At 68.5% G+C, this 17,799-nt stretch carries 19 protein-coding genes; 3 read left to right on the top strand and 16 right to left on the bottom strand.

The features are described from left to right. Positions 1 to 11 precede the first annotated feature (11 nt). The 3 genes from cbiB to ING15_RS09740 are packed head-to-tail and all read right to left on the bottom strand — an operon-like array spanning position 12 to position 3,324. On the bottom strand, positions 12 to 989 hold the full coding sequence (cbiB, locus tag ING15_RS09750) for an adenosylcobinamide-phosphate synthase CbiB (protein ID WP_206454617.1): 978 nt from the start codon (positions 987 to 989) through the stop codon (positions 12 to 14). Further along, positions 986 to 2,017: a threonine-phosphate decarboxylase CobD gene (gene cobD / locus ING15_RS09745; protein ID WP_206454616.1), complete on the bottom strand. Its 1,032-nt coding sequence runs from the start codon at positions 2,015 to 2,017 to the stop codon at positions 986 to 988. Before cobD ends, cbiB begins: the two co-directional genes overlap by 4 nt. Further along, positions 2,017 to 3,324, bottom strand: a complete 1,308-nt coding sequence (locus ING15_RS09740) for a cobyrinate a,c-diamide synthase (protein WP_206454615.1) — start codon at positions 3,322 to 3,324, stop codon at positions 2,017 to 2,019. Before ING15_RS09740 ends, cobD begins: the two co-directional genes overlap by 1 nt. A gap of 50 nt (positions 3,325 to 3,374) precedes the next feature. Between ING15_RS09740 and ING15_RS09735 the strand changes: the two genes are divergently transcribed. Further along, on the top strand, positions 3,375 to 4,508 hold the full coding sequence (locus tag ING15_RS09735) for a cobalt-precorrin-5B (C(1))-methyltransferase (protein ID WP_206454614.1): 1,134 nt from the start codon (positions 3,375 to 3,377) through the stop codon (positions 4,506 to 4,508). Continuing rightward, positions 4,492 to 5,247: a cobalt-precorrin-6A reductase gene (locus ING15_RS09730; protein ID WP_206454613.1), complete on the top strand. Its 756-nt coding sequence runs from the start codon at positions 4,492 to 4,494 to the stop codon at positions 5,245 to 5,247. The genes ING15_RS09735 and ING15_RS09730 overlap by 17 nt, the downstream gene beginning before the upstream one ends. Position 5,248: 1 nt before the next feature. On the opposite strand, the gene cobM is transcribed toward ING15_RS09730, so the two are convergent. The 10 genes from cobM to ING15_RS09680 form a co-directional block, all read right to left on the bottom strand. After that, complete coding sequence (cobM, locus tag ING15_RS09725) at positions 5,249 to 6,028, bottom strand: precorrin-4 C(11)-methyltransferase (RefSeq protein WP_206454612.1); 780 nt, start codon at positions 6,026 to 6,028, stop codon at positions 5,249 to 5,251. After that, on the bottom strand, positions 6,025 to 6,390 hold the full coding sequence (locus ING15_RS09720; RefSeq protein ID WP_206454611.1) for an HVO_A0114 family putative DNA-binding protein: 366 nt from the start codon (positions 6,388 to 6,390) through the stop codon (positions 6,025 to 6,027). The genes cobM and ING15_RS09720 overlap by 4 nt, the downstream gene beginning before the upstream one ends. After that, positions 6,383 to 6,670 carry a toxin-antitoxin system TumE family protein gene (locus tag ING15_RS09715; protein ID WP_206454610.1) on the bottom strand — a complete coding sequence of 96 codons (288 nt, stop codon included), beginning with the start codon at positions 6,668 to 6,670 and terminating at the stop codon, positions 6,383 to 6,385. Before ING15_RS09715 ends, ING15_RS09720 begins: the two co-directional genes overlap by 8 nt. Before the next feature lie 32 nt (positions 6,671 to 6,702). After that, positions 6,703 to 8,526, bottom strand: a complete 1,824-nt coding sequence (cobJ, locus tag ING15_RS09710) for a precorrin-3B C(17)-methyltransferase (RefSeq protein WP_206454609.1) — start codon at positions 8,524 to 8,526, stop codon at positions 6,703 to 6,705. Then, positions 8,523 to 9,266, bottom strand: a complete 744-nt coding sequence (cobI, locus tag ING15_RS09705; RefSeq protein WP_206454608.1) for a precorrin-2 C(20)-methyltransferase — start codon at positions 9,264 to 9,266, stop codon at positions 8,523 to 8,525. The genes cobJ and cobI overlap by 4 nt, the downstream gene beginning before the upstream one ends. Continuing rightward, on the bottom strand, positions 9,263 to 10,486 hold the full coding sequence (cbiE, locus tag ING15_RS09700; protein WP_206454607.1) for a precorrin-6y C5,15-methyltransferase (decarboxylating) subunit CbiE: 1,224 nt from the start codon (positions 10,484 to 10,486) through the stop codon (positions 9,263 to 9,265). Before cbiE ends, cobI begins: the two co-directional genes overlap by 4 nt. Positions 10,487 to 10,488: 2 nt before the next feature. After that, entirely contained in the window at positions 10,489 to 11,166 is a 678-nt protein-coding gene (locus ING15_RS09695) for a precorrin-8X methylmutase (RefSeq protein ID WP_206454778.1), read from the bottom strand. A gap of 881 nt (positions 11,167 to 12,047) precedes the next feature. Beyond that, on the bottom strand, positions 12,048 to 13,196 hold the full coding sequence (locus ING15_RS09690; RefSeq protein ID WP_206454606.1) for a sirohydrochlorin chelatase: 1,149 nt from the start codon (positions 13,194 to 13,196) through the stop codon (positions 12,048 to 12,050). Positions 13,197 to 13,450: 254 nt separating this feature from the next. Further along, on the bottom strand, positions 13,451 to 13,891 hold the full coding sequence (locus ING15_RS09685) for a type II toxin-antitoxin system VapC family toxin (RefSeq protein WP_206454605.1): 441 nt from the start codon (positions 13,889 to 13,891) through the stop codon (positions 13,451 to 13,453). Further along, complete coding sequence (locus ING15_RS09680) at positions 13,891 to 14,142, bottom strand: type II toxin-antitoxin system Phd/YefM family antitoxin (protein WP_206454604.1); 252 nt, start codon at positions 14,140 to 14,142, stop codon at positions 13,891 to 13,893. The genes ING15_RS09685 and ING15_RS09680 overlap by 1 nt, the downstream gene beginning before the upstream one ends. Before the next feature lie 108 nt (positions 14,143 to 14,250). Here ING15_RS09680 and ING15_RS09675 point away from each other — a divergent pair, with 108 nt between their 5' ends. Continuing rightward, the gene (locus tag ING15_RS09675; RefSeq protein ID WP_206454603.1) at positions 14,251 to 15,765 is read left to right on the top strand and encodes a cobyric acid synthase; all 1,515 of its coding nucleotides are present in this window, start codon (positions 14,251 to 14,253) and stop codon (positions 15,763 to 15,765) included. On the opposite strand, the gene ING15_RS09670 is transcribed toward ING15_RS09675, so the two are convergent. From ING15_RS09670 to ING15_RS09660, 3 genes are all read right to left on the bottom strand, one after another. Then, on the bottom strand, positions 15,740 to 16,585 hold the full coding sequence (locus tag ING15_RS09670; protein WP_206454602.1) for an SDR family NAD(P)-dependent oxidoreductase: 846 nt from the start codon (positions 16,583 to 16,585) through the stop codon (positions 15,740 to 15,742). The two genes, ING15_RS09675 and ING15_RS09670, sit on opposite strands and share 26 nt — an antisense overlap. A gap of 124 nt (positions 16,586 to 16,709) precedes the next feature. After that, positions 16,710 to 16,868, bottom strand: a complete 159-nt coding sequence (locus tag ING15_RS09665; RefSeq protein ID WP_206454601.1) for a DUF3096 domain-containing protein — start codon at positions 16,866 to 16,868, stop codon at positions 16,710 to 16,712. Positions 16,869 to 16,913: 45 nt separating this feature from the next. Continuing rightward, a complete protein-coding gene (locus ING15_RS09660) occupies positions 16,914 to 17,693 on the bottom strand; it encodes a 3-hydroxybutyrate dehydrogenase (protein WP_206454600.1) in 780 nt (259 codons plus the stop codon). Positions 17,694 to 17,799 lie beyond the last annotated feature (106 nt).

Genomic DNA, 17,799 nt, shown 5'->3' with positions numbered 1-17,799 from the left:
GCGCCGCGTGTCTATACCGCCGCCGCGAGAAAAAGGAGCGCGGCGAACGCCAGAAGCAGATTCGCGGCGGTCCGGAACAGCCCGATCGCGGCGGCGATGTCGGCCGGGCGCGCCCCGCGCCGGCCTTCCCGGTTGAGCATCGGCGCCTCGACTTCGAGATTACCGTAGCGGCGCGGCCCGCCGAGCGATAGGCCGAGGGCGGCGGCCATCGCCGCCTCCGGCCAGCCGGCATTGGGCGAGCGATGCAGAGGCGCGTCCCTCCGCGCAGTCGACAGGGCGGCTTGGACTTCCGCGCGGCTGCGATGGCGCATCCCCGCCGCCAGTGCGATCAGCAGCGCCGTCAGCCGCGCCGCCGGCCAGTTCATCCAATCGTCGAGCTTCGCCGACGCCCAGCCGAAGGCGTGATAGCGCTCGTTCATGTGGCCGATCATCGAATCGGCCGTGTTGACCGCCTTGTAGGCTAGGAGGCCCGGAAGCCCCAGGACCAGATACCAGAGAAACGGCGCGACGACGCCGTCGGAGGCGTTCTCGGCAAGGCTTTCGATCGCCGCGCGGCACACGCCAGCCTCGTCCAGCGCATCGGGATCGCGGCCGACGATCATCGCGACCGCCCGGCGTCCGGCTTCCAAGCCTTGGCCGAGCGCGCGTTCGACCGCGCGGACATGATCGACGAGGCTCTTCTGGGCGAGAAAGACGGCGAGCACGGCCGCCTCCAGCAGCCAGCCGACGGGGCCGGCCATCGCAAAGAGCGTCGATAGAACGAGGCCCGACAGCACCGCCCCGCCGACAAGCAGGCAGGCGGCGAAGATCCCGTTGCGCCACCGGACCGATTCGCCGAGCCCTGGCCGGTTGAGAGTCTGGTCGAGCCGGTCGATCACCCATCCGACGAGCACCACCGGATGCGGCACGCGGCGCCAGAGCCAGTCGGGATCGCCGACAAGCCGGTCGAGGGCGGTGCCGAGAAACAGGATGGCGAAGCGCTCGGTCATCCGCCGTCGCCGATCTCGTCGAGCGCTTCCCCAAGCGCTGCCCGCAGCCGCGCGGCATCGTCGGGGCCGGCCGGATTGCCGATTCTCAGCCAATCCGGCCGCTCCGTGAAGGGCCGCGTCAGGATGCGCCGACGGCAGAGCGCGGTGAACAGCGCGCCGGCCCGCTCGTGGCGGATGGTCGCGAACAGGGCGGTGCGTCCGACCAATGGCGCCCGGCGGTCGAGCACCGCATCGAACAGCATTTCGGCCTGACGGCGGATGCGCTGGCGGGTCGCCTCGATCACCGCGCCGTCGCCGAGAAGCGCCTCGGCGCAATGAAGCGCCGGCCCGGACACCGCCCACGGCCCGAGCCGTTCCGACAATTGCCCGGCGCGGTCGCACGTGGTCAGCGCGAAGCCGAGGCGAAGCCCGGCAAGGCCGAAGAACTTGCCGAAGGAGCGATGGATCAACAGCCCCGGCCGGCCGGCTTGCGAGGCCAGACTCATGTCGGGCGTCACGTCCATGAAGGCTTCGTCGACCACGAGAAGGCCGCCGCGCGCCGCCATTCTCTTGTGAAGCGCGAACAGCTCGGCCCGCGAGAATACCCGTCCATCGGGATTGTTCGGATTGACGACGATGGCGATTTTCACGGTGGCGGCGATGTCGCCCGGCCGGTCGATCCCCGCCACCGCATGCCCCGCCGCGACAAACGCGCGCCGGTGCTCGGCATAGGTCGGCTCGACGATCGCGACCTCGGCCGGCGACAGAAGGAACGGCAGCAGCGAGATCAGCGCTTGCGAGCCCGGCGCGGCGACGATGCCGGCGTCGGCCGGCGCGCCATAAGCGCGGCGCGCGGCGTCGAGCGCCGCCCGTTCCAGGCTGGCTTCCGGCAGGCGTGAGAACGCTTCGGGCGGAAATTCCGGCAGTTCCGACGGAACCGGATTGATGCCGGTGGACAGATCCAGCCAGTCCGCGCGGCGGCCGCCATGCCGGGCGATCGCGGCGTCGAGGGCGCCGCCGTGGCGAAGGGCGGTGGCGTCGGGCTGCATCAGGGTTCCCTGTCGATAACGTGGAGAAAGGAGCCGCTGACGTTCCCCCGGCGCAGCCCGTGATGGCCGAGATCGGCGCCGCGCGCGTCCGATGCTAAGAACAGCGCCTCGCCGGGTCCTTCCGAAACGATCGACGCATAGTGGAACTCGTGCGCCCGCAGCGGGCCGGACCACGGTCCGTCGCCTAGCGGGGTGAGCCGGCGGTAGCCGAGATGCAGCTTGCGCCGGGCGAAGCTCGTTTCCAGTGGCAACAGGCCGAGCATCGGATGAGACATGCCGTCCGCGTCGGTGAGCGTGTCGCCGAGCACCATGTAGCCGCCGCACTCGCCGTAGATCAGGGCGCCTCGCTCCGCCGCCGCGCGCGTTCCGGCTAGGAAAGCCGACGCCGCCGCAAGCCGCCCGGCATGGAGCTCCGGGTAGCCGCCCGGCAGATAGATCGCGTCGGCTGCCGTGTCCGGCGCCTCATCGGCGAGCGGCGAGAAGTACGACAGCGCGGCGTCCGCCTCCCGCCAGCCGGCGAGAAGGTGCGGATAGGCGAAGGCGAAGGCGTCGTCCCGGGCCACGGCGATCGTCCGGCCGAGCGGCGCGAGCGGTGCGACGGATCCGGGGGAGGCGGCAGCCATCGGTTCCAGACCTGCACTCGCGAGCGCCGTCAACGCGGGCAGGTCGCAGCCTTCTTCGATCCAGTCCGCCGCGCGCTCGATAAAGGCCTCCAGATCGCTGTGCTCGCCGGCCTGGACCAGACCCAGATGGCGCTCGGGCAGCGCGAGATCGGGCTGGCGTGGAAGCACGCCGAGCACCGGAATGGCCAGCGGCGCCAGCGCCTCGCGCAAAAGGCTCTCATGCTGGTCGGACCCGACGCGGTTGAGGATCAGCCCGGCGATCGCGACGTCGGCGCGATGGGTGGCGAAACCACGGACGAGCGCGGCGACCGAATGGGACTGTCTGGCGCAGTCGACGACGAGGACGACGGTCAGATCCAGCATCGACGCCAGATCGGCGGCCGAACCGCTGCCGTCCGCGGCGCCGTCGAACAGACCCATCATGGCTTCGACGACAAAGGCCCCGCCTTGCTGGCGTGCCTCGCCGGCAAGGCCGGCGATCAATGCCGGGCGCATCGCCCAGGGATCGAGATTGACGCAGGGGCCGCCGCTCGCCGCCGCGTGAAAGGTCGGATCGATATAGTCGGGACCGGCCTTGGCCGAGCGGACGGCGACGCCGGAGCGCCGCAGCGCACGCAAAAGCCCCAGCGTCACCGTCGTCTTGCCGGCACCCGAATGCGGCGCCGCGATCAAGAGCCCCGTCATCGGCGGGCCTCCGGCTTTCCGTCCCGGCGGGCGACACCTATAAGCCGGGCATGGGTTTCAATCTCGGCGACGGCAAGGTGGAACAGCGCGGCGACGGCAAGCCGGCCGGCGCATTGCGTCGCGGCTGGACGACGGGCGCCTGCGCCACCGCGGCGACCAAGGCGGCGCTGACGGCGCTCTTTATCGGAGAATTTCCCGATCCGGTGGAGATCGTGCTGCCGAAGGGCGAGACACCGGCCTTCGCGCTCAACCGGACGGGGCTCGAAAGCGGCCGGGCGATGGCGGCGATCATCAAGGACGCGGGCGACGATCCGGACGTGACGCATCTCGCCGAGATCGTCGCGACTGTCCATTTCGGCGCGCCGGGTTCCGGCATCGTCTTTTCCGCCGGCCCCGGCGTCGGCACGGTGACCCGCGCCGGCCTGCCGATTCCGCCCGGCGAACCAGCGATCAACCCGGTGCCGCGCCGCATGATCAGGGGTGTGATCGACGACCTCTGCGCTCATCACGGCCGCGCGGCCGACGTCGCCATCGAGATCTCCGTCACCGACGGCGAGGCGCTGGCGCGGCAAACCTGGAACCCGCGCCTCGGCATTGTTGGCGGGCTGTCGATCCTCGGCACCACGGGGATCGTCCACCCCTTCTCCTGCTCGGCCTGGATCCATTCGATCCATCGCGGCGTCGACGTGGCGCGCGCGGCGGGGCTCACCCATGTGGTCGGCGCCACCGGCTCGGCCAGCGAGGACGCCGCCCGGGCGCTCTATCCCGAATTGCCGGAGAGCGCCTGGCTGGACATGGGCGACTTTGCCGGCGGCCTGCTCAAATATCTGCGCGTCCATCCCGTCGACCGCGTCACCATCGCCGGCGGCTTCGCCAAGCTCACCAAGCTGGCGCAGGGCGCGATGGACCTGCACTCCGGCCGCAGCCAGGTGGATTCTGCCTTTCTCGCCGACATCGCCGGCGACCTTTCGCCGGATCAGGCCGATGCGCTGCGTCCAGCGATCCTTGCCGCCAACACCGCGAAGGCGGTGCTGGAGCTTTGCGCCGGCGAGGGGATCGATCTGTCCGCCGCCATCGCCGAGCGGGCGCGGCAAAGCGCGGCCGATATCCTGCGCGGCGCGCCGGTGACGCCGCACATCGTCGTCGTCGATCGGGAGGGCGCGATCCTTGCTCGCACCGACTGAGATCATCCTCGTCCTCGGCGGGACGGCGGAGGCCAACCGGCTGGTTAGCCGGATTCGCATCATGCGACCGGATGCAAGGATCTTGCTGTCGCTCGCCGGCCGAACGGCGACGCCGGTGCTCCCCGAGGGCTGCGAGATCCGCGTCGGAGGGTTCGGCGGCGCGGATGGTCTCGCGACATTCCTCGCCCAGGAAGGCGTGACCCATCTCGTCGACGCGACGCATCCCTTCGCCGCCGGCATCTCGCGCAATGCGGTGAAAGCCGCTGAGACCGCCGGCGTGCCGCGCGTCGCGCTGGTCCGTCCCGCCTGGGAGCCGCAAACGGGCGACCGCTGGACTTGCGTCGCGTGCCTCGGCGATGCCTGCGATGCTTTGCCGGCAAAGGCGCGGCCGCTGCTGGCGCTGGGGCGGCAGCATCTGGCACCCTTCGCGCGCCGGCCCGATCTCGACATCGTGGTGCGGATGATCGAGCCACCGGACCCGCTGCCGTTTCCGGCCGAGATCGTACTGGGCCGGCCGTCTCCGGACGCCGACGAAGAGGTCGAATTGCTCGCACGTCTCGCCATCACCCATCTGGTCTGCCGCAATTCCGGCGGCGCGGCCTCATACGCCAAGGTCGAAGCCGCGCGGCGGCTCGGCCTGCCGGTGATCATGATCGAACGGCCGCCCAGCGCTCCACCGCCGGTCGCCGGTTCCCTCGACGCGGTGCTGACCCTTATCGGCATGAACCCTTCCGTCTAGATCACGAAGCGAGCGTCTTGCGCTTCGGCCGCAGCACATGGACGTGACCGGCGTCGTAAAGCTTGGAATCGATGAAATCCTCGGCGCCCAGCGCCCGTCCGACGAAGATCAGCGCGGTGCGAGTCAGTTTGGCCGCGCGCGCCTTTTTGTGTATGTCGCCGAGCGTGCCGTGGATGAAGGTCTCATCCGGCCAGCCGACCCGGTAGGCGATGACCGCCGGGCAGTTCTCGCCGTAGGCCGGCAGCGGCAGGAGCTCGCGCTGGATGTGCGGGATATTGCGCACCGACAGATGGATCGCCAGCGTCGCGCCGCTCCGGCCGAGGGTCGATAGCTCCTCGCCTTCCGGCATCTTCGACGATTTCATCGCCGTGCGGGTGAGGATCACCGTCTGGCAGATTTCCGGGACCGTCAGTTCCTTTTGCAGAGCCGCCGCCGCCGCCGCGAAGGCCGGCACGCCCGGCGTGACGTCGTAGGGAATGGCGAGCGCATCCAGCCGGCGCATCTGCTCGGCGATGGCGCCGTAGAGCGACGGGTCGCCGGAATGGACGCGGGCGACATCCTTGCCCGACTCGTGCGCCTCACGCATTTCGGCGATGATCTCGTCGAGCGTCATCGGGGCGGTATCGCGCACGCGCGCCCCCTCGGGCGCCGCCCTGACGACCTCCTCCGGCACCAGCGAGCCGGCATAAAGGCACACCGGACAGGCCTCGATCAGCCGCAGGCCGCGAACGGTGATGAGATCCGGCGCGCCGGGACCGGCGCCGATGAAATGAACGGTCATGCGGCCTCTTCGATGGACAGTTCGGCGGTGATTTTCGACCAAGGGACGCGGATCAGGCCCTTGTCGTCCCGATCGATCAAGCCAAGCTCCAGAAGCGCCGAAACATCCGAGTGGACCCCCCGATAGTCGCGTCCAAGCAGCCGGGAAAGAGCCCGGATCGACATGGGGCCGGCTTTTCGAAGCGTACGCAGCAGGGTCCAACGGTTGGGCGTCAAGGTCTTCAGCAACAGCTCGGCGGTCTCGAATCCAAGGCAAGCGGCCGGCGACGGGGTGAAATCCCCCGCATCGATACGGCGAGCGGCCAGCTTCGCCTCATCGAAGAACTCATCGAGAGACGACACCTTGACGATGACTTCATCCATCTTTCAGCTCCTTCTCGATGTCCTGCTGAAAATCATCGAGGAGCGTAGCGATATCGACGAAGACATAAGGTTCCTCACGGCCTCGATAGTGTCGGTGATCGCCTTTGCCCCTTTCATTGTCGTAGCCGATGATCCGTTTGCCCGGCCGTCCATAGAAGAGCGAATATTTAAGCCCATGCGGCCGCTCGGACGTGGGCGCCGGCAGGCGCCAGATGGTGATTTCGACGATGGCGCCGTTCCGCAAGTTCTCCTTCCGGCGGTCCAGCAACTGCGCCTTCATGATGTTCTTTATCCCATATGCTGTAATTTACATCAAGCCGCACCGATCTGCATCCCCGTTCCCGCCTTTGCCGCATAGCCGCGCGGCGTATAGGCCCATTGGCGCCCGTCGCCGGTGGTGACCAGCCTTGTCTCAGACGAGCCGACGATCACCACGGTCAGCATGTCGACATCGTCGATGTCGAGCTCGGCGAGCGGCACGAACCGAACCCGTTCGCCGTCCCGACCGAGATTGGTCGCCAGGATCACCGGCGTCGCGGCGGGGCGATGCTTCAGCAGTTCGTCGCGGGCGAAGGCCAACTGGGTGCGGCGCTTCTTCGACACGGGATTGTAGAAGGCGATGACGAAATCGGCCTCGGCCGCCGAGCGCACCCGCCGCTGGATGTCGTCCCACGGCGTCAACAGGTCGGACAGCGAGATGGTGCAGAAATCGTGGCCGAGCGGCGCGCCGGCGCGGGCGGCCGCCCCTTGCAGGGCGGAAATGCCGGGCGAGCACTGGATGGCGATCCGCCGCGCGGCGTCCGACACCCCGCCCTTGTCGATGAGTTCGAAGACCAGCGTAGCCATCGCATAGATGCCGGCGTCGCCCGAGCAGACGAGCGCAACGGTGCGGCCCTCGCCGGCCAGTTCCATCGCGTGGCGCACCCGCGCCTCTTCCTTGCCGAGGTCGAAATCGTGCCGCATCTTGCCATTCGTCAGCGGCCCGAGCAGGTCGAGATAGAGCGAATAGCCGACAAGATCGCTTGCCGTCTCGACCATGCGGCTGACTTCCGGCGAGCGCCATTCCTCGCCGCCGGGGCCGATGCCGACGACGAACAGTGTGCCGCGCGCGCGGCCGATCCGCGCCGGGGCGAGCGGCTGCGGCGCCCGGCCGAGCGCCGCCGTCACCCGCCGGCTCTTGCGCTTGGCGACGACGAGCCGGCCTTCGGCGCCAGCGGCGGCGAGCGCCGCGCCCTCGGCAACGCCGTGGCAGCCGGTCTCGGCGAAGACGATGTCGGACGGATTTTCCAGGCGCCCGGCTTCAGCTTCCAGTTCGGCGGCGGCGAAGAAGCGCGCGGGAACGCCGTAATTCTCGGCGACGGCATGGATGGCGGCCTCATCGGCCTTCAGATCGATCGAGGCGACGGCGGCGAGCGACATCGGGGTGATGCCGGCCTCGGCGAGAACGCGGTCCGCCAGTTCAATGGCCTCCGCGACCGGCGCGCCGCGTTCGCTGCCGATGCCGAGGATGTGGGTTTGTGGGCGATAAAGCAGTTCGCCGACGACCGGCGCGCGCGCCTCTTCCGTGACCGAAAGCCGAACCGTGCCGTCGGGCGCGAAAGGAAGGCGGGAGGCGGACAGCCACGCCGCCTCGCCGTCGAGCCGCGCGGTGGCGCCGGCGACGAGATCGGCCATCGCCTGCTTGGCGTCCTGGGAATTTTCCAGCCGCCAGCCGGGCGGCGGCGCGTCGAGCGCGACACCGAAGCGCAGGTCACCGGCGGTGGTGATCGCGGCAACGCCGCCCAGATCGTCGGCGATCTTGCGGGCCAGATCGTTGGCGCCGTGATGGCCGCCCAAGAGCGGCACGGCGACCGAACCGTCCTCGGCCAGCGCCACAACCGGGGGCTCCGCCTGTTTGTCCGACAGAAGCGGCGCAAGGATGCGGATCAGCGCCCCCGTCGCCATCACCGCGACAATGGGCCGACCCTCGCGGAACAGGGCGCGGAGATGCGGCCCCGCTTCATCGAAGACGATCGCGGCATCCGGGCAGCGCTTGGCCGGGCCGTGCACCGCGCCGCCGATCAGGGTCGCCACGCCGTCGGCCAGCGCGCGGGCGGATGGCGTAAGAATGACGATGGCGGCGGTCTTGCCGGTCATCGGGTCGGCTCCCGGCAAAGGGCGGCGCCCCGGATCGCCGGCTCCGTGCCGCGATAGCCGAGGATCATCGAAAAGTACGGGGCGTCGCCCGAGACGTCGCGAAGCGGCAGCAGCCGCTCCTCGGGCAGCGACACCCGTTCGGCATAGGCGCAGCGGTCGATGAGCCCCAGCGTCTCGATCAGCGCCTTGACCCGGGGAAAATGCCGGCCGAGCTTCATGATCGCGAAGGCCTCCGCCGCTTCGATCCGGGCGCGGAGCGCGCCGTCGTCGAGCGGACCGGGAATCACGGTCAGGACATCGTTGCGGGCCGCGAGCGGCCGTTTCAGCGCGGTCGAGGCGGCCATCACCGAGCTGACGCCCGGCACGATCTCGGTGGGGAAACGGCCGGCGAGGCGCTCGAAGAGATACATGAAAGAACCGTAGAAGAACGGATCGCCCTCGCACAGGACGGCGACGTCGAGGCCGCCGGCAAGACGCGCGCCGATCCGCTCCGCCGCCTCGTCGTAGATCGCGGCCGCCGGAAACCGCTCGACGCGCATCGGCACGACGATCGGCAATTCCTCCTGTTCGGCCGAAAGATAGGCCGCGACGATGGCGCGGGCAAAGCTGGTGCCGTGATCGGGCGCCGGATAGGCGACGACCGGCGCCGCCCTGAGCAGGCGCAGGGCCTTCAGCGTTATCAGTTCCGGGTCGCCCGGCCCGACGCCGAGACCGTAGAGCGTGCCGGTCGCCGCGCTCATGGAGCATCGCCCCTGGTGACGTGCCAGTGAACGACCGGCATCGCCGGCTTGAAGCCGCGATAGGGTCCCACCTTTTCGGCCCGCTCGACCCCGATCCGCATCAATTCCCCGCCCAGCCTGGCATGCAGCGCGATCAGGATCGCTTCCGATTCCAGCGTCACCGCATGGGCGACCATCCGGCCGCCCGGCTTCAGCGCGCCCCAGGCCGCGTCGAATACGCCGTCGGTGAGGCCGCCGCCGATGAACACCGCGTCGGGCTGCGCCAGCCCCGCGAAGGCGGCCGGTGCCTCGCCGCCGACGATCGCGAGTTCGGGCACGCCCAGCGCGGCGGCGTTCTCGGCGATCATTGCCCGGCGTTCGGCCACCGGCTCGATCGCGACGGCCGACATGCCGGCGCCGGAGCGCAGCCATTCGATCGAGATCGAGCCAGAGCCAGCCCCGACATCCCAGAGCAGCTGGCCCGGCAGCGGTTCGAGCGCGACGACGGCGAGCGCCCGCAACACGCGCTTGGTCATCTTGCCGTCATTGACGAAGGCGTCGTCCGAAAGCCCGGCCACCAGCGGTCGCGGCGTCGCCGCCCGGCCGGCCACGCACTCGACCGCGACGGTGTTCAGATCGGCGATGTCGGCGAGGTCGAAACCGGCGGCGGTGGTCTCGCGGACGCGTTCGCGGTCGCCGCCGAGATGCTCCAGCACGACGAGCCGACTCGGCCCGAAGCCGCGTCCGGTCAGGAGCCGCGCGATAGCCTGCGGCGACGACGCATCCTCGGAATAGATCAAAAGCCGCACCGAGGGCGCCAGATAGCGATTGACGGTCTCGACCGGCCGGCCATGCACCGTCAGGCAGCGGCAGCCGGCCAGCGGCCAGACCAGGCGGGCCGCCGCGAGCTGAAACGCCGACGGCGCCGGGATGACAAGCAGCTCCTCAGGCGAAAAATGCCGCGTCAGGGTCGCGCCGACGCCGAACCACATCGGGTCGCCGGTGGCGAGCACCACGGTCGGCGTGCCGGCGCAGGTTTTCAGCGCCGCGAGCGAATCCGCGAAGGGTTTGGCCCAGGCGACGGTCCGGGCCTGCGAATCCCCGAGCATCGCCAGATGCCGCTCGCCGCCGAAGACGGTCTCGGCCGTAGCGAGCGCGGCGCGCGATTCGTCGTTGAGCGTCGTCAGGCCGCCGTCCCCGATACCGATCACCGTCAGCCACGGCCCGGCCGTCTCCGCCATCGTCAGTCGAGACCGGTTGCCAGCGCGTTCACCGCCGCCGCCGCCATGGCGCTGCCGCCGCGCCGCCCCGTCAGCGTCACGAAGGGCACGCCGTGGACGTCGCGCGCGAGCTCGGCCTTCGATTCCGCCGCGCCGACGAAACCGACCGGCAGGCCGATGATCAGAGCCGGACGGGGCGCCCCTTCATCCAGCTTTTCCAGCAGGCGATAGAGCGCCGTCGGCGCGTTGCCGATCGCGACCACAGCCCCCTCCATCAGATCGGTCCACAGATCGACCTGCGCGGCCGAGCGCGTGGTGCCCTCGCGCTCGGCGATCCGCCTTGTGCGCGGATCGCCGAGCCGGCAGACGATCTTGTTCTGGCGCGGCAGCTTGGCGGAGATGATACCGTGCGACACCATTTCGGCATCGCACAGGATCGGCGCCCCGCTTTCGAGCGCCGCGCGTCCTGCCTCGATCGCGCCGTCGGACAGAACCAGATCGGCGAGAATGTCCGGCATGCCGCAGGCGTGGACCAGGCGGATCGCCAGATCATGACCGATCTCGGGAATGGTCGACAGATCCGCTTCCTGGCGGATCAGCCGGAAGCTTTCGGCGTAGATCGCCGCCGGGTTGCGGATGTAGGAGAGGCGCGCGCCGGGGGCGAGATAAGGGTCGGACTCTTCGGCAGCGGTCTCACCCAGCCGATGTCCGAGCCCCGCGATCCAGCCCTCCTCGGACAACACGGCGGCGGACTCGGCCTCGGAGAGATCGGCCGGCGCCGACAAAAGCTCGCCGAGGCGCCCTTCCGCGTCGAAGCGCGCGAAGATGTCGGCGAGGGTTTCGACCTGCGCCTCGTCGAGGCAGGATTTCTCGCCCTGCTCGACCGGCACCAGCCCAGGATAGATCTCCGCCAGCACGATGGTCGCGGCGAGATTTTCGGCAAAGCCTGTCTCGAACGGCCAGACGGCCAGATGCTCGGCGAATTCCGGATCACGCCTGAGATGCTCCAGCCGAGCGATGCCGGTGATCGCCTGGCTGCCGACGCTGCCGGCAAAGGCGAGCTTCCACACCGGCTGGGCCTTGACCGCCCGGCGCTCGGCGAGACGCCGCTCGGCCAGCCCGGTCGGATAGGGCTCGGGCTTGGCGACCGGCAGGCCCGGAATCTCCTGATGCATCGGGCGGCCCCAATACATCGGCGCCGTGGCCAAGGCCTCGCGGTTCAGCCGACCGGCGACTTCGAAACGGTTGGTGAAATTGTCGTCGCGATCCTTGAGCGCATCGGCGAAAAAACCCCACAGCGCCTGCCAGCCCGGCGCGCCGGCGATCGCGCCGGTGGCGCCGGCCGGATAGCCGAAGGGAAAGTCGAAGCCGGCGAAGACGCGCTTCTCCTCGGCCAAGGCGTCGCGGAAGAACTGGCGCAATTTCGCCATCGCGGCTTCCCGCGTCGACGGGTTCACCGTCTCGAGAAGGCGCGTCTCGGCCCCGTCGCGATCGGCAAAGGCGATCCAAATCGAATCCTTGCCGGTGGTCGGCGTGTTGGACGCGGACCAGTCGACGATCGCGTAGCGGTCGAATAGCGGCTTCATGGCTTGCTCACGGCCGCGCTCGGCATCGTCCCGGCTTTCATAGACCGCGGACCAAGCGGATGGTCGGCCTGCGGATAGGGGTGGTGGTGATGGCCGGCGTCGCCATGCGAATGGCCGTGGTCATGATCGTGATGATGCGCCTGCCCTCCTTCATGCGTATGGTCATGGTGGACATGCCCGGTACCGTGGGCGATTTGATGACCGTGGTCTGGCTCCTGCGCCGCCGCGCGGCAGGCACCGGTGCAGACCGTGTCGCAAAGTGTGCAGTCAGCGGAGGAGCCGACGCCCTCGACGTGATGGTGATGGCTCTCCTGGGCGAGCCCGACCTCCGCCTCGAAACCCAGCACCTGCTCGCGATATTTGCACATCTGGCAGTTCATGTTGTTGGTGCCTTCGAGGATCTCGTTCAGGCGATCGACGAAGGTTTCCACGACCAGATCATGAGCGGCGAGATAGCCGGCCTTGAGGAAGCGGATTTCGGGATGGCGGGCCGCGACATTGTCGGTCTGATCGTAGATGCGCCGCACCAGTACGCCGGTGAACAGGAAATAGGGGAAGACGACGATGCGCCGGTAGCCGAGCCGCGCGGCGTGGTCGAGACCCGGCTCCACCAGCGGGAAGGTGACGCCCGAATAGGCGGTCTCGCCCCAGCCGAAGCCGAGGCCTTCCCACAGCATCCGCATGACCTTGGAAACGTTGGAGTTGGCGTCGGGGTCGGAGGCGCCGCGCCCGACGACGACCAGCATGGTGTCATGCAGCGGCTCGCCCTCGCGCCAGCCATCGGCCCGCAGACACTCCCGGATCCGATCGCCGGCGGCCCGGATCATCTTCGGATCGATGCCCAACTCGCGGCCATATTCGATCCGAAGTCCGTTGGCGGCCGCATAGGTGTTGAGGACCGAGGGAATGTCGTTCTTGGCGTGACCGGCGGCGAACAGCATTCCCGGCAATGCCAGGACGGTGTCCGCGCCGCTTTCCCGCAGGCGGTCGAGGCCGTCGCGAATGACCGGCTTGGCGAATTCCAGATAGCCGTGTTCGACATGCCAGTCCGGCAGGCGCGCGCGGAGCTTGTCCGCCAAGCCGCCGAACTCGGTCATCGCGCCCTGGTCGCGGCTACCATGGCCGCACAGCATCAGAGCCTTCATGATCGGCCTCCGTTCATCTCGTTCCGACGCCGGAGGAGCCGCGCCCGGCGAATCCGGAGCGCGGTTCGGTCCGACAGCTCCGTCTTGGCCCCCTGCTTGGGTCGGCCGCACCGGAATGTGTTTCAGCCCGTAACCGGGCACCGTCAGTTTCGACGGAACGCGTAGACCGGGAGAGCCACACGGTCAAACGGAGTCTGCGAAAGCGGGGGTCGCCCGACGCCGGGAAATTGAAGCGGGCACCTGCGGCAAGCCTCTTATCGCGGGTGCGGACCGGAGCGATCCGCCTGCCACGGATCGATGATCTCGACGCCGAATCGTTCGAAATGGCCAATATTGCGGGTGACGACAGGGAGCTGGAGCTCCAGCGCCGTTGCCGCGATGAGCGCGTCGTTCGTGGACGCGCTGTTCGGCGTCGGAAGTGTCGCGCAGCGCCGCGCGATCGGCAGCGTCACGTCGATGACGCGGTTTTCCAGCAGCGGCAGAACCAGCGCTTCGAGCCATTCGCGCAGCAGTCGCGCGAAGTTCGCGTCCCGCCTCTCCTGGCGCAGGATGCCGAATTCGATTTCGAGGATCGTCACGACCGACACACCGAAATCCTCCGGCGCGATTGCCGCGATGAAGCCCCTGAAATGATCGTTGGTCCGCTCAGGCCGCCGGCTGTCGGAAATTACGTTGGTGTCGAACAGATAGCGCATTAGCCGAGGTCAATGTCTCGGCTCATAATGTCCACGCGTTCGGGGGAAAACGCGAAATCGGCTTCGGGGCGAGGGTCGGCCAGGAGGTCGAGAAGCGTCTGCCGCTGGCGCGACAGCCGCCGGTATTCCGCCTCGGACATCAGGACGAAGGCCGGCTCCCCGCGCTCGGTGATGCGAACGGGAGCCTTCCGCGCCGCATCCTTGACGCGGCCATGTTGCTGATTGAATTCGCGGCTGCCGAAGGTCCGCATGGCCGCCCCATCTGTATTACGTTTTCTCAAATGTAATACGGGCATCCGGGACGATCAAGCTGTGGTCGGGTACTGGACTTGGGCCGCGCGGCAGGCGAGGAGGGGAACATGCGCCAGACCGCCGCCATCATGCTGCAGGGCACCGGCTCCGATGTCGGCAAGACGGTGCTCGTCGCCGGGCTCTGCCGGCTGTTCGCCCGGCGCGGGCTCGCCGTCCGCCCGTTCAAGCCGCAGAACATGTCGAACAACGCGGCCGTTGCCGCCATTCCCGGCACGGCGGATTTCGGCGAGATCGGCCGGGCGCAATGGCTGCAGGCGCTGGCCTGCGGCACGCCGCCGACCGTCGACATGAACCCGGTTCTCCTCAAGCCGCAATCGGAGACCGGCAGCCAGATCGTGGTGCGCGGCCGCGTCGCCGGCGAGGCCAAGGGCCGCGACTACCAGCGTCTGAAACCGACCCTCCTTCAGAACGTGCTCGACAGCTTCGCGGCGCTGTCGGCCGAGGCCGATCTCGTTATCGTCGAGGGCGCCGGCTCGCCGGCCGAGATCAATCTGAGGGCCGGTGACATCGCCAATATGGGATTCGCCACAGCCGCGAAGGTGCCTGTGATCCTCGTCGGCGATATCGATCGCGGCGGCGTCATCGCCTCGCTCGTCGGCACCCATGCGATCCTTAGCGAAGACGACCGGGCGATGGTGGCGGGCTTTTTGATCAACAAGTTCCGAGGCGACGTCTCGCTGTTCGACGACGGGCTTGCCGCCATCACCCGGTTTACCGGCTGGCCGTCCTTCGGCGTCGTGCCGCATCTGAATGCGGCGGCGAAACTGCCGGCCGAGGATTCCGTCGCGCTGGAGCGCCTGTCGCGCGGCGGCCGGTCAGGCAAGCTCAAGATCGCCGTTCCCTTGCTCGGTCGGATCGCCAATTTCGACGATCTCGATCCGCTGAAGGCCGAGCCGGATATCGCGGTCGCGTTCATACGACCCGGCGAAAGCCTGCCGAACGACGCGGCGCTGGTGCTGGTTCCGGGCTCGAAATCGACCATCGCGGATCTCGCCGCCTTCCGGGCGAATGGCTGGGACCGGGACCTTGCCGAACATCACGCGCGCGGCGGCGATGTCGTCGGGCTGTGCGGCGGCTACCAGATGCTGGGGCGCCGCGTCCGCGATCCGGACGGCATCGAGGGTCCGGTGCGCGAGGCGGCGGGGCTCGGCCTCCTCGACGTCGAAACCGTGATGGAGCCGGAAAAGACCGTGCGCGAGGCCCGCGCGACGACCCCCGACGGCGAGCCACTGGAAGGCTACGAGATCCATCTCGGACGGACGAGCGGCCCGGACTGCGCCCGGCCGGTGTGCCTCATCGAGGGGCAGCCGGACGGCGCGACATCGCCCGACGGCCGCGTCTTCGGGACCTATCTACACGGGCTGTTCGGCGCCGACGACTGGCGCCGGCGCTATCTGTCGCGCTTCGGGCTGGAGGCCGCCGGACCCGGCTACCGCGCCGGTGTCGAGGCCGCGCTGGACGAAATCGCCGACGCGCTGGAGCGGGTGGTGGATGTGGAAGGGCTGCTGACCATAGCGAAAGCCACAGCTAACCGTCCTAAGTCCCTTTCGCCCACGCCTTGAACTTCTCGGCCCAGTCCGTGTGCCAGCGCGACAGCGGCGGGCGGTTTTCGACGAGGTCGCCGGCCGCCCAGGCGATGCGCTTTTCGTCCATCTCGCGGGTCACCTCGCCATCCGGGCAAAGGATGTAGAAATCCTCGGTGCCGAGCTTTTCCAGCATGAAATCGGCGGTCTGCTCCGGGGTCCAGGCTCCCTCGGGTTTCCCGGTGCGCCCCTTTTGGGTCAGAGGGGTGAAGACGAAGCCGGGGATCATCAGGCGCGCCTCGATCCGGCAGCCCTCCCGGTTGCGCAGATCATGCTGCAGCGCTTCGGTGAACGCCTTCACCCCGGCCTTGGCGACATTGTAGGCGGGATCGCCCGGCGGCGTGGTGATGCCCTGCTTGGAGCCGGTGACGACGATCAGCCCCGGCTCGCCCTCGGCAACCATCCGCTCGCCGAAGATTTGGGCGAAATGGATGATCCCGTGCAGATTGGCGCGCAGAACCGCGTCCCAATTGGCGACCGGCCCGAAGATGTCGCTGCCGGGCTGAATTCCGGCATTGTCGAAGAGCAGATGAACCGTCCCGAAGCGCCCGAACAGGTTCTTCGCCAGCGCCTCGACCGCCGCGCGATCGCCGACGTCGGTGTGCGAGGTCAGCACGCTGCCGGACGGGCTCAGCGCCGCAACCGCTTCCTTCGCTTCGGCCAGGCGCTCGGCCGCCCGGTCGACGAGACAGACCGTCATGCCGGCTTCGGCGAAGCGCTTGGCTGCGGCCAGCCCGATACCGGAGGCGCCGCCGGTGACGACGGCGACGCGGCCTTCGGCAATGATGGGATGGGTCATCACGATCTCCTTTCGCGTGAGTTCGCGGGGAATGGCCGCGGCGTTCCACCGTCCGGGCCGTCAGGCTCGCGGCGTCATCGCAGATGGCCTGCCTGAACGCCGAGGCCGGCGCCGATTTCGCACCTCAACCGGCCGTGAAGCGGGTCAAGAGGTCCGGGAACATCGCGGTCAATCCGACGAAGATCAGGTAAAACGCGACGATGTAGCTGAGCAGCCGCGGCATGATCAGGATCAAAATGCCGGCGACCAGCGCGACGATCGGCTGGAGGGTGATGATTTCCATGGGGAGACTCCTTCTTCCGGCGAAAGAGATAGGACGCGAATCGCGTCAGGCCATGTGCCAGCCATGGCTCGGCACGATCGACTGGCCGGTCAACGCGTTCGAGGGGAAACCGGCGAGGAAGACGGCGACCGCGGCGACATCCGCCATCGTCGTGAATTCCTGGTCGACGGTCTCGCCGAGCATCACCCGGTCGACGACCTCCTGCTCGGAAATACCGAGATCGCGCGCCTGCTCGGGAATCTGCTTTTCCACCAGCGGCGTCTTCACGAAGCCTGGACAGATCGTGTTGGACCGCACCCCATGCCTGGCGCCCTCCTTGGCCATCACCCGGGAGAGCCCGAGAATGCCGTGCTTGGCCGCGACATAAGCCGACTTCAGCGCCGAGGCTTCGTGGCTGTGGACCGAGCCCATATAGATCAGCGCGCCGGATTTCCGGGGATACATGTGTTTCACGCAGGCCTTGGTCAAAAGGAACGACCCGTCTAGATGGATCGCCACCAGCTTGCGGAACTCGGAATAGGGAAAGTCCTCGATCGGGTGGACGATCTGGATGCCGGCATTGGAGACCATCGTGTCGACGCGGCCGAATCGGGCCGCGACGTCATCGACCCCGGCGTTTACGGCGCTCTCGTCGGTCACGTCCATCGTCACCGCCATCGCTTCGGCGCCGGCCGCTTCCAATTCGGCGACGGTCGCGTCGGCCCCATCTACATCGATGTCACAGACCGCGATCCTGGCACCTTTGCGCGCGAAGGCGAGGGCGATTTCCCTGCCGATACCCGAGCCGGCGCCGGTGATGACGGCGACATTGCCTTCCAGTTGCATGACCGCGCTCCTTGTTGTCCGTCCGCGGACATGGAAGGGCCGGCGAGGACTTAAAGTTCCCGCCGGCCCTTTCGACCGAATTTATTGATGCTGCGACCCGCTCTCC

The sequence above is a fragment of the Aurantimonas marina genome (assembly GCF_017183135.1).
Lineage (GTDB): Bacteria > Pseudomonadota > Alphaproteobacteria > Rhizobiales > Rhizobiaceae > Aurantimonas > Aurantimonas marina.
Note: the sequence above shows the minus strand (reverse complement) of the source record. Positions and strands in the feature narration are given on the sequence as shown.